This window comes from Pengzhenrongella phosphoraccumulans (assembly GCF_045689905.1).
In the GTDB taxonomy this organism is placed as follows: domain Bacteria; phylum Actinomycetota; class Actinomycetes; order Actinomycetales; family Cellulomonadaceae; genus Pengzhenrongella; species Pengzhenrongella phosphoraccumulans.
Genome location: NZ_CP144210.1, coordinates 3,709,675 through 3,724,171 on the forward strand (window position 1 = coordinate 3,709,675; position 14,497 = coordinate 3,724,171).

The 14,497-nt window shown below is 72.4% G+C and carries 10 protein-coding genes; all 10 read left to right on the forward strand.

What is annotated here, in order from left to right:
* Nucleotides 1–117: 117 nt before the first annotated feature.
* Nucleotides 118–3,450 carry an isoleucine--tRNA ligase gene (ileS, locus tag VTA80_RS17180; protein WP_407342302.1) on the forward strand — a complete coding sequence of 1,111 codons (3,333 nt, stop codon included), beginning with the start codon at nt 118–120 and terminating at the stop codon, nt 3,448–3,450.
* Entirely contained in the window at nt 3,447–4,820 is a 1,374-nt protein-coding gene (locus tag VTA80_RS17185) for a bifunctional folylpolyglutamate synthase/dihydrofolate synthase (RefSeq protein ID WP_407342303.1), read from the forward strand. Before ileS ends, VTA80_RS17185 begins: the two co-directional genes overlap by 4 nt.
* A gap of 201 nt (nt 4,821–5,021) precedes the next feature.
* Entirely contained in the window at nt 5,022–6,017 is a 996-nt protein-coding gene (gene dhaK, locus VTA80_RS17190) for a dihydroxyacetone kinase subunit DhaK (RefSeq protein WP_407342304.1), read from the forward strand.
* A gap of 40 nt (nt 6,018–6,057) precedes the next feature.
* Entirely contained in the window at nt 6,058–6,702 is a 645-nt protein-coding gene (dhaL, locus tag VTA80_RS17195) for a dihydroxyacetone kinase subunit DhaL (protein WP_407342305.1), read from the forward strand.
* Nucleotides 6,699–7,433: a dihydroxyacetone kinase phosphoryl donor subunit DhaM gene (gene dhaM / locus VTA80_RS17200; protein WP_407342306.1), complete on the forward strand. Its 735-nt coding sequence runs from the start codon at nt 6,699–6,701 to the stop codon at nt 7,431–7,433. Before dhaL ends, dhaM begins: the two co-directional genes overlap by 4 nt.
* Before the next feature lie 73 nt (nt 7,434–7,506).
* The gene (locus VTA80_RS17205) at nt 7,507–8,127 is read left to right on the forward strand and encodes a TetR/AcrR family transcriptional regulator (protein ID WP_407342307.1); all 621 of its coding nucleotides are present in this window, start codon (nt 7,507–7,509) and stop codon (nt 8,125–8,127) included.
* A gap of 73 nt (nt 8,128–8,200) precedes the next feature.
* Complete coding sequence (locus VTA80_RS17210; RefSeq protein WP_407342308.1) at nt 8,201–9,910, forward strand: MDR family MFS transporter; 1,710 nt, start codon at nt 8,201–8,203, stop codon at nt 9,908–9,910.
* Nucleotides 9,907–10,335: a DUF4233 domain-containing protein gene (locus VTA80_RS17215; protein WP_407342309.1), complete on the forward strand. Its 429-nt coding sequence runs from the start codon at nt 9,907–9,909 to the stop codon at nt 10,333–10,335. The genes VTA80_RS17210 and VTA80_RS17215 overlap by 4 nt, the downstream gene beginning before the upstream one ends.
* A 19-nt stretch (nt 10,336–10,354) precedes the next feature.
* Nucleotides 10,355–10,807, forward strand: a complete 453-nt coding sequence (gene ndk / locus VTA80_RS17220) for a nucleoside-diphosphate kinase (RefSeq protein WP_407342310.1) — start codon at nt 10,355–10,357, stop codon at nt 10,805–10,807.
* Between the two features lie 101 nt (nt 10,808–10,908).
* Nucleotides 10,909–14,469: a chromosome segregation protein SMC gene (smc, locus tag VTA80_RS17225; RefSeq protein WP_407342311.1), complete on the forward strand. Its 3,561-nt coding sequence runs from the start codon at nt 10,909–10,911 to the stop codon at nt 14,467–14,469.
* The last annotated feature ends 28 nt before the right edge of the window (nt 14,470–14,497 follow it).

The window sequence follows — 14,497 nt, forward strand, 5'->3', positions numbered from 1 at the left end:
GGTCGTCGAATGTTGCGGCGGCAAGCGGGGTGGTACCGCGGCAGGTGGCTCACACAGCCTCCCGTCGTCCTCGTGGCACGAACACGTTGACGCCACCGACCCAGGAGCCAGGCAGCTATGGCCTACCCGATGCACCGTTCGAGCGATTCCACCGACGGCGACCGCACCCCGGCCGCGGCCGTGCCGGCCTCCCCGGACCTGCCCGCGATCGAGCTGGACGTGCTGGCCTACTGGGCCATGGACAGCACCTTCCAGGCGTCGATCGACCAGCGCCCGGCCGGCGAGAACGGCGCGAACGAGTTCGTCTTCTACGACGGCCCGCCCTTCGCCAACGGCACGCCGCACTACGGCCACCTGCTGACGGGCTACGCCAAGGACCTCGTCGGGCGCTACCAGACCCAGCGCGGCCACCGGGTCGAGCGCCGCTTCGGGTGGGACACCCACGGCCTGCCGGCCGAGCTCGAGGCCGAGCGGATCCTGGGGATCACCGACAAGTCGCAGATCGACGAGATGGGCATCGCCGCGTTCAACGCGGTCTGCCGCAGCTCGGTGCTGAAGTACACCGACGAGTGGGAGGTCTACGTCACGCGCCAGGCGCGCTGGGTGGACTTCGACAACGACTACAAGACCCTCGACCTGACCTACATGGAGTCGGTCATCTGGGGCTTCAAGCAGCTCTACGACAAGGGCCTGGCCTACGAGGGCTACCGGGTCCTGCCCTACTGCTGGCGCGACGAGACCCCGCTGTCCAACCACGAGCTCGGGATGGACAGCGACGTCTACCAGTCCCGCCAGGACCCGGCCCTGACCGTCGGGGTCCGGCTCGAGACCGGCGAGCTCGCCCTGCTGTGGACGACGACGCCCTGGACGCTCCCGGCGAACCTGGCGGTCGCCGTCGGGCCCGAGATCGAGTACGTGATCGTGGCTCCGGGCGCGGGCAGCGCGCTCGCGGGGGAGCGCGTCATCCTCGGGGCCGAGCGCCTGGCGGCCTACGCGGCCGAGCTCGGCGAGGACGCCGTCGTCCTCGAGCGGCTGCGCGGCACCGACCTCGCCGGCCGGTCCTACACGCCTCCGTTCGGGTACTTCATCGACGCGGTCGCGCGCCCGACCGCGCACCACGTGCTGGTCGCCGACTACGTCACGACCGAGGACGGCACGGGGCTCGTCCACCTGGCCCCCGGCTTCGGCGAGGACGACATGGCCGTGTGCAACGCGGCGGGGATCGCGACCGTCGTGCCCGTCGACTCCAAGGGGCGGTTCACGTCCGAGGTGCCCGACTACGCCGGGATGCTCGTCTTCGACGCGAACAAGCCGATCATCGCCGACCTCAAGGCCGGCACCGGCCCGCTCGCCGCGATCCCGGCGGAGCGGCGCGTCGCCGTCGTCCGCCACGAGACCTACGAGCACTCCTACCCGCACTGCTGGCGCTGCCGGAACCCGCTGATCTACAAGGCCGTCTCCAGCTGGTTCGTGCGCGTGACCGAGTTCCGCGACCGCATGGTCGACCTCAACCAGGACATCACCTGGGTGCCCGACCACATCAAGGACGGGCAGTTCGGCAAGTGGCTCGCCGGCGCGCGCGACTGGTCGATCTCCCGCAACCGGTACTGGGGCACCCCGATCCCGATCTGGGTGAGCGACGACCCGGCCTACCCGCGCACCGACGCGTACGGCTCGCTCGCCGAGCTCCAGGCCGACTTCGGCGTCGAGGTCACCGACCTGCACCGCCCGTTCATCGACGAGCTCACCCGCCCCAACCCGGACGACCCCACGGGTGCCTCGACCATGCGTCGCATCACCGACGTGCTCGACGTCTGGTTCGACTCCGGCTCGATGCCGTTCGCCCAGGTGCACTACCCGTTCGAGAACCGCGACTGGTTCGAGCACCACTACCCGGGCGACTTCATCACCGAGTACATCGGCCAGACGCGCGGCTGGTTCTACCTGCTGCACGTGCTCGCCACGGCGATCTTCGACCGGCCGGCGTTCCGGACCGCCGTCTCGCACGGCATCGTGCTCGGGTCGGACAGCCGCAAGATGAGCAAGTCCCTGCGCAACTACCCCGACGTCAACGAGGTCTTCGACCGCGACGGCTCGGACGCGATGCGCTGGTTCCTCATGGCCTCGCCGATCCTGCGTGGCGGCAACCTGGTGGTGACCGAGGAGGGCATCCGCGAGAACGTCCGCCAGGTCATGCTGCCGCTGTGGAGCACCTGGTACTTCTTCGCGCTCTACGCGGGCGCCGCGAACAGCGGCGAGGGCCTCACCGCCCGCGCCATCACGGCCGACGACGTCGCGGGGCTGGCCACCATGGACCGGTACCTGCTCGCGCGGACGCGCGACCTCGTGGCCACGGTCACGACGCAGCTCGACGAGTACGACGTGCCGGGCGCGTGCGAGAGCGTGCGCAGCCACCTCGACATGCTGACCAACTGGTACGTGCGCACCTCGCGCCAGCGGTTCTGGGACGAGGACCCCGCAGCGTTCAACACGCTGTGGACCGCGCTCGAGATCCTCACCCGCGTCATGGCGCCGCTCGCCCCGCTGCTGAGCGAGGAGGTCTGGCGCGGCCTGACCGGTGGCCGGAGCGTGCACCTGACCGACTGGCCGACGACCCAGGACGTGCCGGTGACCGACGGCGCCGCGCAGACGGGTGCCGGTCTGACCGACGCCGCGCTGACGGACGCCGAGCTCGTCGACACGATGGACCGCGTCCGCGAGATCTGCTCCGTGAGCCTCGGGCTGCGCAAGGCGAACGGGCTGCGGGTGCGCCAGCCGCTGCGCGCGCTCCGGGTCGCCGCCCCGCACCCCGAACGTCTCGCCGAGTTCACCTCGCTCATCGAGGCCGAGCTGAACGTTCGCAGCGTCATCCTGGTCGACCTCGCGGACGCCACCTCGAGCGAGTACGGGGTGTCGTCCCAGCTCAGCGTCAACGCGCGCGCCGCGGGTCCGCGCCTGGGCCGGGGCGTCCAGGACGCGATCCGGGCCGCGAAGGCCGGCGCGTGGGAGCGACTGGCCGACGGCTCGGTCGTGGTCACCACGGCCACGGCCGCCGTGCCGCTCCTCGAGGGCGAGTACGAGCTGCGCACCGTCGTCGCGGGCCGTGGGGGCGACGAGCTGGTCGCGGCGATCTTGCCAGGCACCGGCTTCGTGGTGCTCGAGATCGCGCTGGACGACGCGCTGCGCGCCGAGGGCTTCGCGCGCGACGTCGTGCGCGCCGCCCAGGACGCCCGCAAGGCCGCCGGTCTGCAGGTCACCGACCGCATCCGGCTCACGCTCGGCGTGCCGGCGCAGTGGCGGACAGCGGTCGAGGAGCATCGCGAGCTGATCGCGCGCGAGACGCTGGCGACCGAGCTCGTGGTGACGCAGGCCGCGGGCGACGAGCTCACGGCCACCGTCGACCGCGTCGACGCTGTGCCTGCCGACACCACGAGGGGAGCAGCCAAGTGACCCGCGCCGACCGGTCCCGCCGCGACGCCGAACGCGCCGCGGACGAGGCTGCCAAGGAGGTCTACCAGGCCATCTTGTCCCGCAGCCCCGAGCACGACTTCGAGCCCACCCTGGACCGCGTGCGCGCGGTGTGCGACCTCCTGGGCGACCCCCAGAAGGCGTTCCGCACCGTGCACGTCACGGGCACCAACGGCAAGACGTCGACGTCCCGGATGATCGACTCCCTGGTGCGGGAGCACGGCCTGCGCACCGGCCGGTTCACCAGCCCGCACCTGACCAGCCCGCGCGAACGCATCGCGATCGACGGCGAGCCGATCAGCGCCGCCCGCTTCGTCGAGGTCTGGCAGGACGTCGCGCCGTACATCCACATGGTCGACACGAAGTCCGCCCTCGAGGGCGGCCCCCGCATGAGCTTCTTCGAGGTCCTCACGGCGATGGCGTTCGCGGCGTTCGCCGACGCGCCCGTCGACGTCGCGATCATCGAGGTCGGCATGGGGGGCACGTGGGACGCGACCAATGTCGTCGACGGCGAGGTCGCGGTCATCACGCCGATCGCGCTCGACCACGAGAAGTGGCTCGGGCACGACCTGGTCTCGATCGCGGGGGAGAAGTCGGGGATCATCAAGGACGGCGCGACCGTCGTCATGTCGAACCAGCACGACGACGTCGAGGGTGTGCTGCTCGCGGCCGCTGCCCAGTGCGGTGCGCGGGTCGTGCGCGAGGGCGTCGACGTCTCGGTGACCGAGCGGACCGTCGCGGTGGGCGGACAGCTCATCTCGCTGCGCGGCCTCGGCGGCGTCTACACCGAGATCTTCCTGCCGATGTACGGCGAGCACCAGGCGCACAACGCGCTGCTCGCCCTCGTCGCGACCGAGGCCCTGATGACGGGCGGCGCTGCGCTCGACGGCGACGTCGTCGGGGCGGGGTTCGCGAACTCCGACTCGCCCGGCCGGCTCGAGGTGCTGCGCTCGAGCCCGACCATCATCGTGGACGCCGCGCACAACCCGGCCGGGATCGAGGCGCTCGTGGCCGGGGTCGAGGAGGCGTTCGAGTTCACGCGCCTGGTCGGCGTCGTCGGGGTGCTGCAGGACAAGGACGCCGAGGCGGTGCTCGCGGGGCTCGAGCCGCTGCTCGCCGAGATCGTCATCACCCGCTCGTCCTCGCCTCGCTCGTACGACGTGACGGACCTGCAGGACATCGCGATCGAGGTCTTCGGCGAGGATCGGGTGCACGCCGTCGAGCGGCTCGACGACGCCCTCGACCTCGGCGTGCAGCTGGCCGAGGCGGCCGAGCAGTACGGCGCAGGAGTGCTCGTGACCGGGTCGATCACGATGGTCGCGGACGTCCGGATCCTGCTCGGCCGGGGCTGATCCTGCCGGGGTGAACATACGTGCAACGTTGGTGCACGAGTTCCCCTTGACGCCACGTTGGCACCGGCGAAAAGGTGAAGACCAGGTGAGGGGCGCATGTCGCCCCTCACCGGCGTCTCACCGGACGCGTCACCGACGACGCGCCCCTGCCTTGGCTCGGACCCGCGCGCGCGACGCGCCGGTGAAGAAGGGATGTGCAGCGTGAAGAAGCTGATCAACGACCCCCAGAACGTCGTGGCCGAGTCGGTCGAGGGATTCGGCTGGGCCCATGCGGACCTCGTCGCGGTGAGCTTTGACCCGGACTTCGTCTCCCGGGCGGGCGGCGCGGTCGCGGGCAAGGTCGGCCTCGTCTCGGGTGGCGGCAGCGGCCACGAGCCGCTCCACGCCGGCTTCGTCGGTGTCGGCATGCTCGATGCGGCCGTGCCCGGCGCGGTGTTCACCTCGCCCACCCCTGACCAGATCGCCCCGGCGATCGCCGCGGCCAACGGTGGCGCCGGCGTCCTGGCCATCGTCAAGAACTACACGGGCGACGTGCTCAACTTCGAGACCGCCGTCGAGCTCGCCGAGGCGGACGACATCGAGGTCAGCACCGTGATCGTCAACGACGACGTCGCGGTCCAGGACTCGCTGTACACCGCCGGTCGGCGCGGGGTCGCGGGCACGGTCTGTGTCGAGAAGATCGCCGGCGCCGCGGCCGAACGCGGCGACACCCTCGCCGGGGTCACGGCCGTCGCCGAGCGGGTGATCGCGAACGTCCGGACGATGGGCGTCGCGCTCGCCGCCTGCACTGTCCCGCACGCCGGGGTCCCGAGCTTTGACCTCACCGACGACGAGATCGAGATCGGCATCGGGATCCACGGTGAGCCCGGCCGCCGACGCATCCCGCTGGCCCCCGCGGACGCCATCACGGAGATGCTGCTCACCCCGGTCGCAGACGACCTGGCCCTGGTGGCCGGTGAGAACGTGCTGCTGTTCGTCAACGGCATGGGTGGCACCCCGGCGTCTGAGCTGTACATCGTCTATCGTCAGGCCCGCAAGCTGCTCGAGGCACGCGGCGTGAACGTCGTCCGCTCGCTGGTCGGCAACTACGTGACCTCGCTCGAGATGCAGGGCGCGTCGGTGACGGTCCTGCGGCTGGACACCGAGCTCACGGCGCTCTGGGACGCGCACGTGCACACGGCAGCGATGCACTGGTAGACGTGCGGCAGTAGACGATGGACGATTCGGAAGGTTGAGCATGACCCTGGATGTGGCGTGGGCGGTCGACTGGACCCGGCGAACGGCAGACGAGCTGTTTGCTCGTCGGTCTGAGCTCAACGAGCTCGACCGGCAGATCGGCGATGGCGACCACGGGGAGAACATGGCGCGCGGTTTCACCGCCGTCATCGCTCGACTCGACGCACTCGAGGAGCCACTCGGCGAGGTCGGCGATGTGCTCAAGCTCATCGCCACCACGCTCATGTCCAAGGTCGGTGGGGCGGCCGGGCCCTTGTACGGCACCGCGTATCTGCGGGCCGCCAAGGTCACGGCCGTCCCCGCGCTCGACGCTCCCGCCGTGGTGGCGATGCTCGAGGCAGCGCTGGAGGGGATCGTCGCGCGCGGCAAGGCGACGACCGGCGAGAAGACGATGGTCGACGCCTGGACGCCGGCGGTCGAGGCCGCCGTCGCCGGCACCGACGGGGGAGCCGACCCGGCGGCTGTGCTCGTCGCCGCCGCCGTGGCGGCCGAGCTCGGCGCCGTGGCGACCATCCCGCTCGTGGCGACGAAGGGTCGCGCGAGCTACCTGGGCGAGCGCAGCGCAGGGCACCAGGACCCGGGGGCCACCTCCACGTCGATCGTGCTCCGGGCCGCGTCCGACGCGGCCGCAGCGGCCGGGGCATGACCACACCTGCCGGGGCGGGCGCTGCCCGCGCCGGGGTGGCCCTCCTGCTCGTCTCGCACTCGCGTGAGCTCGCGGCCGGGGCCGCCGCGCTGGCCGCGCAGATGGCGCCCACGGTCCTGCTCGTCGCCGCCGGCGGTCTCGACGACGGCGGCGTCGGCACCAGCTTCGACCTCATCACCGCCGGGCTCGAGCAGGCGTCCGCGGACGGCCGCAGCGTGGTCGTGCTCACCGACCTCGGCTCCGCCGTGCTCACGACCGAGTCCGTCCTGGAGTTCACGGACGACGACGTCGCGGCGCGGGTGCGGCTCGCGAACGCCCCGTTCGTCGAGGGTGCCGTGGCCGCAGCGGTCGCTGCCGAGAGCGGCGCGGACCTGTCCACCACGCTCAACGCCGCCGAGCTCGCGGGCGCGTCCTTCGCTCGTTCTGGCGGCTCGGCGACCGAACCGCCGGCGCCGGTCGCGACGGCACCCGCCGCCGCACTTCGCGCCACGGCCGTGCTGCGCAACCCGCTCGGGCTCCACGCCCGCCCTGCCGCGCAGCTCGCGCGGACCGCGGCGAGCTTCGAGGCCCAGGTCACCGTGAACGGAATCGACGGCGCGAGCGTGCTCGCGCTGATCGGCCTCGGCGCGGTCGGTGGGCAGGAGGTCGTCGTGACGGCGGCCGGCCCGCAGGCGCGCGCGGCGCTGGTCGCCGTCGTCGACGAGATCGAGTCGGGGTTCGGCGAGGCCTAGCTCGACCCCAGCGAGACGAAGATCACCCATCACTACACTCACTGCACTTTTGCATCGGATGTAGTCTTTTCGCATGATCCTCACCTCCGAGCAGGCGCCGCTGCGCGCGGGCCTGCGCTCGCGCCAGAAGGCGGCGCGGCGCGAGGCGCTCATCGATGCCACGCACCTGCTCGTCGAGCGCCACGGCCTCGACGGCGCGACCGTGGAGGCCATCTGCGCCGAAGCCGGCGTCTCCACGCGGACCTTCTTCAACTACTTCGCGTCCAAGGATGACGCCGTCCTCGGCATCGAACCCTGGGCGATGGACCCCGCGGTCGCCGACGAGTTCGCCGCCGGTGGGCCGACCGGGCACCTGATGACCGACCTCGAGGTGCTGGTGACCTGGCTGCTCGACAAGCCCATGATCGGTCGGGACCGCGTCGCCGCCGCGATGGCGCTCGCGCGGCGCGAACCGCGTCTGCTGCTCGCGAAGATGGCGTGGATGGAGCAGAGCCGCGGTGAGGTCGAGGCGCTCGTGCGGCGGCGGCTCGGTCCCGACGCGCCGACGGAGCGGGTCGAGCTCATCGGGATCCTCGTCATGGTGATCACGCGCTCCGCCTTCGTCCGCTGGGAGGCCACCGGGGGCGACGGCAGCGCCCGGGACCAGCTGGCCGGCGTCGTGCATGAGCTGCGCGGGCTCCTGGCCGAGTTCTGAACCTGACTTTCCCTTCCTGCATCGCGGCAACGGCGCCGACACCACCTTTCCCTTTTCAATGAACGAGGTCTTGATGGCTACCGCCGCTCCCACCCCAGCTCCGCCGACCGTTGCCCCGGCGCCCGCGCCGGCGCTGATCGTGCTCACCAAGCGCACCGTGTGGGTGATCTTCGGCGCGCTGATGGCGAGCATGTTCATGTCGTCGCTCGACCAGTCGATCGTCGGCACCGCGATGCCCACGATCGTCGGCGAGCTGAACGGCGTCGCGCACCAGGGCTGGGTCATCACGGCGTACATCCTGGCGATCGCGATCGTGATGCCGCTGTACGGCAAGTTCGGCGACCTGTGGGGCCGCCGCTACCCGTTCCTGGTCGCGATCGGGCTGTTCACCGTGGCCTCCGCCGGGGCGGGCTTCGCGCAGAACTTCGGCGAGCTCGTCGTCTGGCGCGGGATCCAGGGGCTCGGTGGCGGCGGGCTCATGATCCTGTCGCAGGCGATCATCGCGGACATCGTGCCCGCGAAGGACCGCGGCAAGTACATGGGGCCGATGGGGGCGCTGTTCGGCGTCTCCGCGGTGATCGGGCCGCTCCTGGGCGGGTTCTTCACCGAGAGCCTGAGCTGGCGCTGGTGCTTCTGGATCAACATCCCGATCGGCATCGCGGCCTTCGTGGTCGCCTGGAAGACCCTGCAGCTGCCGAGCCGTCGGTCCGGCCGCAAGATCGACGTCGCCGGGATCATCCTCATGGTGATGGCCACGTCCGGGCTCGTGCTCGCCACGAGCTGGCAGAGCTGGAGCGGCAACAAGGGCTACGACTGGACCGACCTCGGCCTGGGCGCCCTCGTGGTCGGCACCGTGGTCGCCGCCGTCGTCTTCGTCCTCGTCGAGCAGCGCGCGCAGGAGCCCCTGCTCCCGCTGCACCTGTTCAAGAACCCGACCTTCGCGATCGCGACGTCGGTCGGCCTGGTCATCGGGATGGGTATGTTCGCCGCGCTCGGCTTCCTGCCGCAGTTCCTGCAGATGTCGACCGGCGCCGGGGTCACCGAGTCCGGCTTCCTCATGCTCCCGATGATGGTCGGCGTCATGGCCACCGCGATCGGGTCCGGGATCGCGATCACCAAGACCGGGCACTACCGGATCTACCCGATCCTGGGCATGGGCATCGCCACGCTCGGCGTCGTCTGGCTGACCGGGCTCACCGGGGACATCAGCATGCTGGCCTTCTCGGCGATGATCTTCGTGCTCGGCGCGGGCCTCGGCCTGGTCATGCAGACGATCGTGCTCGCGGTGCAGAACTCGGTCGACCCCCGCGAGATGGGCACGGCGACCAGCGCGAGCAACTTCTTCCGCGAGATCGGTGCCGCCGTCGGCACGGCGCTGTTCAGCACGATCTTCGTCTCCCGGCTGGAGACCAACCTCGGCGTGGTCTTCGCGGGCGCCCCCGCGGGCGCCGGTGGGGCCGGGACCGACGGGCTCACCCCCGCGGTGGTCGCCGCCCTGCCCGAGCCCCTGCACACCGGGGTCATCGACGCGTACGCGCACGCGCTCGCGCCGGCCTTCTGGTACCTCGTGCCGCTGCTCGTGCTCGGCTTCGCCCTGACGCTGTTCCTGCGCGAGGTGAAGCTGTCCGACGTCGCCGGCATGGTCGCCCGCGGCGAGGCGGTCGCCGACCACGGGTCGATCGTCGAGGGGACCCCCACCCAGCTCGAGGCGGCCGGGCGGGTTCCCGCGGGCCCGGTCGACCACGCCCCGCAGGACGCAGGCGCCGGTACCCTGACGCGATGACCAACCCGTCGAGCGACTCGCCTCCGCTGGTGCGCCGCCGGTCCGCGCGCCGCACGTTCGCGGCGACCGTGCTCGTGCTCGAGGCGTTCGTGGTGTTCTTCGCGACGCTGGTGGCGTTCGGGCTCCGGGTCGCTCCGACCGGCGTCGTCTGGGCGGTCGGCGGCACGCTCGCGGTGGTGCTCGTGGCGCTGTCGGGGATGCTTCGCCGGCCGGGCGCCTACCTGGCCGGCAGCGTCGTGCAGGGCCTGATCCTCGCAGGCGGGCTCGTGCTGCTCGCCGCGCCCGCCCGCGCGGCCTCGTTCGCCGCGGCCACCGCGATCTTCGTCGGGATCCTGTTCATCGCCCTGTGGGTGGTCGCGCTTCGGCTCGGCGGCCGGATCGACCGCGAGAAGGCGGAGTGGGACGTGGCGAACCCCGCGGGCTAGGGCCGGTTAGGGTCTGCGCATGACCTCATCCGCAGGACCCGCAGCGACCGCACCCACCGAGCGCACCCTCATCCTCGTGAAGCCCGACGGCGTCCGTCGCGGCCTGGCGGGCGAGGTCCTGCGCCGGGTCGAGGCCAAGGGCTACCGCCTCGTCGCGGTGGACCTGCGCACCGCCGGGGTCGACCTGCTCGAGGAGCACTACGCCGAGCACGCCGGCAAGGGCTTCTTCGCCCCCCTGGTCGACTTCATGGCCTCCGGACCGGTGCTCGCCGTCGTCGCCGAGGGGGAGCGCGTGATCGAGGGCTTCCGCTCGCTCGCCGGGACGACCGACCCGACCGGCGCCGCGCCCGGCACCATCCGCGGGGACCTCGGCCGAGACTGGGGCTCTGCGGTGCAGCAGAACCTCGTGCACGGCTCGGACTCCCCGGAGTCGGCCGCGCGCGAGATCGCGCTCTGGTTCCCGACGCTCTGAGGTTCGGCGACGCTCTGAGGTTCCCGACGCCCAGACTTCCCCACGCGCCGGACGGCGTGGGCTGGTGAGGTCCGCCGGGGGAACCTCCTAGGCTTCGGATCGTGCACCTCAAGACCCTGACCCTGCGCGGGTTCAAGTCGTTCGCCTCGGCGACGACCCTGAACTTCGAGCCGGGCGTGACGTGCGTGGTCGGGCCCAACGGCTCCGGCAAGTCCAACGTGGTCGACGCGCTCGCCTGGGTGATGGGCGAGCAGGGGGCCAAGTCGCTGCGCGGCGGCAAGATGGAAGACGTCATCTTCGCCGGGACGGCCGGCCGGCCGCCGCTCGGCCGGGCCGAGGTGTCGCTCACGATCGACAACGCCGACGGCGCCCTGCCGATCGAGTACAGCGAGGTCACGATCTCGCGCACCCTGTTCCGCAACGGTGGCTCCGAGTACGCGATCAACGGGTCCTCGTGCCGCCTGCTCGACATCCAGGACCTACTGTCCGACTCCGGGCTCGGGCGCGAGATGCACGTCATCGTCGGCCAGGGGCAGCTCGACGCCGTGCTGCGTGCGACCCCGGAGGAGCGGCGCGGCTTCATCGAAGAGGCCGCGGGGGTCCTCAAGCACCGCAAGCGCAAGGAGAAGGCCCTGCGCAAGCTCGACGCGATGCAGGCCAACCTCACGCGCCTTGCCGACCTCACCGGCGAGATCCGCCGCCAGCTCGGACCGCTCGGCAAGCAGGCCGAGGTAGCGCGCCGCGCGCAGGTCGTCCAGGCCGACTTCCGCGACGCCCGGGCCCGCCTGCTCGCCGACGACCTCGCGCAGCTCAGCTCCACCCTCGAGCAGGAGATCGCCGACGAGTCCGCGCTGCGGTCCCGGCGCGGCCAGGTCGAGCACACGCTCGACGCCGCGCGCGAGCGCCTGGCCGCGCTCGAGCAGCTCGCTGCCGCGGCCACCCCGGTGCTCTCCGAGACGAGCGAGGTCTGGTACCGGTTGTCATCGCTGCGCGAGCGGCTGCGCGGCACCTCGACCCTCGCCTCCGAGCGGCTGCGGCTGCTCGGGTCCGCCGGCGCCGAGGTGGACCGCGGCAGCGACCCGAACGACCTCGATGCGCAGGCTGCCCGGGTTCGGGCCGCCGAGGCCGAGCTCGGCGCGACGGTCGAGCTGGCCCGAGCCGCTCTCGCCGCGGCCGTGGACGCTCGGGGTGCGGCAGAGGCGGCGTCGTCGGCCGCAGAGAAGGAGCTCGCGACGTCGTTGCGTGGCGCTGCCGATCGGCGCGAGGGGTTGGCGCGGCTCGCCGGCCTGGTCGCCGCGCGCCGCAGCCGGGTCGAGGCGACCCAGAGCGAGCTCGGCCGCCTGCGCCAGACGCTCGCGGCGGCCGAGCAGCGCGGGACCAGTGCCACGACCAAGTTCGCCGCGCTCGAGACCCAGGTCGCCGGGGTCGAGGAGGGCGAGGAGAGCCTGGACTCCGAGCACGAGGCGGCCGCGGACGCCGTCGAGCAGGCCACCGCCCGCGTCGCGGAGGTGCGGGAGGATCTGGCCGCGGCCGATCGGGACCGCGCCGCGCAGACGGCCCGGATCGAGACGCTCGAGCTCAGCCTCATCCGCAAGGACGGTGCCGGCGCGCTGCTCGCGGCCGACGGTCTGGGTGGCCTGCTCGGTTCGGTCGCCGCTCTCCTGAGCATCGCCGAGGGCAACGAGAATGCCATCGCGGCCGCGCTCGGTGCCGCGGCCGAGGCGGTGGCCGTCGAGTCGGTCGACGGGGCGGTGGACGCCCTGCGGTGGCTGCGCGCCGAGGATGCCGGCCGCGCGAACCTCGTGATCGGAGGTGCCGCCGGGGGAGCAGGTCCCACCGAGCCGACGGCGCCAGCCGGCTCCGATCGCGCGATCGACCTCGTCCAGGCGCCCGAGAACGTCCTGGCCGCGGTGCGCACGCTGCTCGCGGGCGTCGTCGTGGTCGACGATCTCGCGACCGCGCGGGCGATCGTCGCGACCCGACCCGACCTGACCGTGGTGACGCGCGGCGGCGACCTCCTGTCGCGCACCGCGGCATCGGGGGGGTCCGCGACCGCCCCGAGCGTGCTGCACCTGCAGGCGGCGTTGGAGGAGTCTCGCCGGGCGCTGGCCGACGCCGCGGGCCGCGGAGAGCGGGCGCGGTTCGAGCTCGCGACCGCCACGGAACGCCAGACCGCCGCGCGGTCGACGTACGAGGCCACCCTGGACCGGCTCAACCAGTCGGACGCCGCTCTCGCCGCGGTGGCCGAACAGCTCGGGGAGCTCGGTGCGGCCGCGCGGGCAGCTCGCGCCGAGGCAGAGCGGGTCGAGGGTTCGCTCGCGGCCGCGGCCACATCGCTGTCCGCCGACTCTGCCGAGCTCGCGGAGCTCACCGCCCGCCTGGCCGCCGCGCAGACCGAGCCCGCCGAGACGGAGGCCGCGATCGAGGCGGGCACGAGCGAGCGGGACCGGCTCGCCGCGCTGGCCACCTCGGCGCGCGGGCGCGAGACCGAGGCTCGGCTCACCCTGCGCACCGGCGAGGAACGCGCGCGGGCCCTCGCAGGGCGCGCGGAGTCGCTCGAGCGGGCCGCGCGGACCGAGCGCGCGGCGCGGGTGCGCGCGGCCGAGCGCGAGCGGGCGCGGGCTCGCCAGGCCCACCTCGCCCAGGCCGTGCGCAGCGGGGCGCAGCAGGCCCTCGCCGAGCTCGAGGTGTCGCTGCAACGTGCCGGGGTCGAGCGCGAGGCGGCCGAGGCCGCTCGGCAGGAGCGCGACCGCACGCTCGTGGAGGTGCGGGCCGAGGTCGACGAGGCCGCGCGCCAGCTCGCCCAGCTCACCGACGTCGCGCACCGCGACGAGGTCGCGCGCGCCCAGCAGCTGGTGCGGATCGAGCAGCTCCAGACGCGGTCGATCGAGGACCTCGGGCTCGACCCTGCGGTGCTCCTCGAAGACTTCGGTCCCCACCGCCCCGTGCCGGTGCTCGGCTCGGTGGCCGACGACGACTCGCCGCGCGAGGTCCCGTACGTGCGGGAGCAGCAGGTCAAGCGCCTGCGTGCGGCGGAACGTGCGCTCGCGCTGCTCGGCCGGGTCAACCCACTGGCGCTCGAGGAGTTCGCGGCGCTCGAGGAGCGGCACAAGTTCCTCACCGATCAGCTTGCCGACCTGAAGAAGTCACGGACGGACCTCCTCGAGATCGTCCGGGAGATCGATGCGCGCGTGGAGCAGGCGTTCGCCGATGCGTATCGCGACACCGCCGCCCAGTTCGAGATCGTCTTCCCCCGGCTGTTCCCCGGTGGGGAGGGGCGACTCGTGCTGACCGAGCCGGACCAGATGCTCACGACGGGGATCGAGGTCGAGGCCCGCCCGGCCGGGAAGAAGGTCAAGCGCCTCTCGCTGCTCTCGGGCGGGGAGCGGTCGTTGACGGCCGTCGCGCTGCTGGTGGCGATCTTCAAGGCCCGCCCGAGCCCGTTCTACGTGATGGACGAGGTGGAGGCGGCGCTCGACGACGCGAACCTGGGCCGACTGCTCGAGCTGTTCGCCGAGCTCCAGCAGGACAGCCAGCTCATCGTCGTGACCCACCAGAAGCGCACCATGGAGATCGCCGACGCGCTGTACGGCGTGACGATGCGCGGAGACGGCGTCACGACCGTCGTCAGCCAGCGGATGCGGGAGAGCACCCGGGTCTGAGCCCCGAGCAAAGGTGAGTTCGGTCACC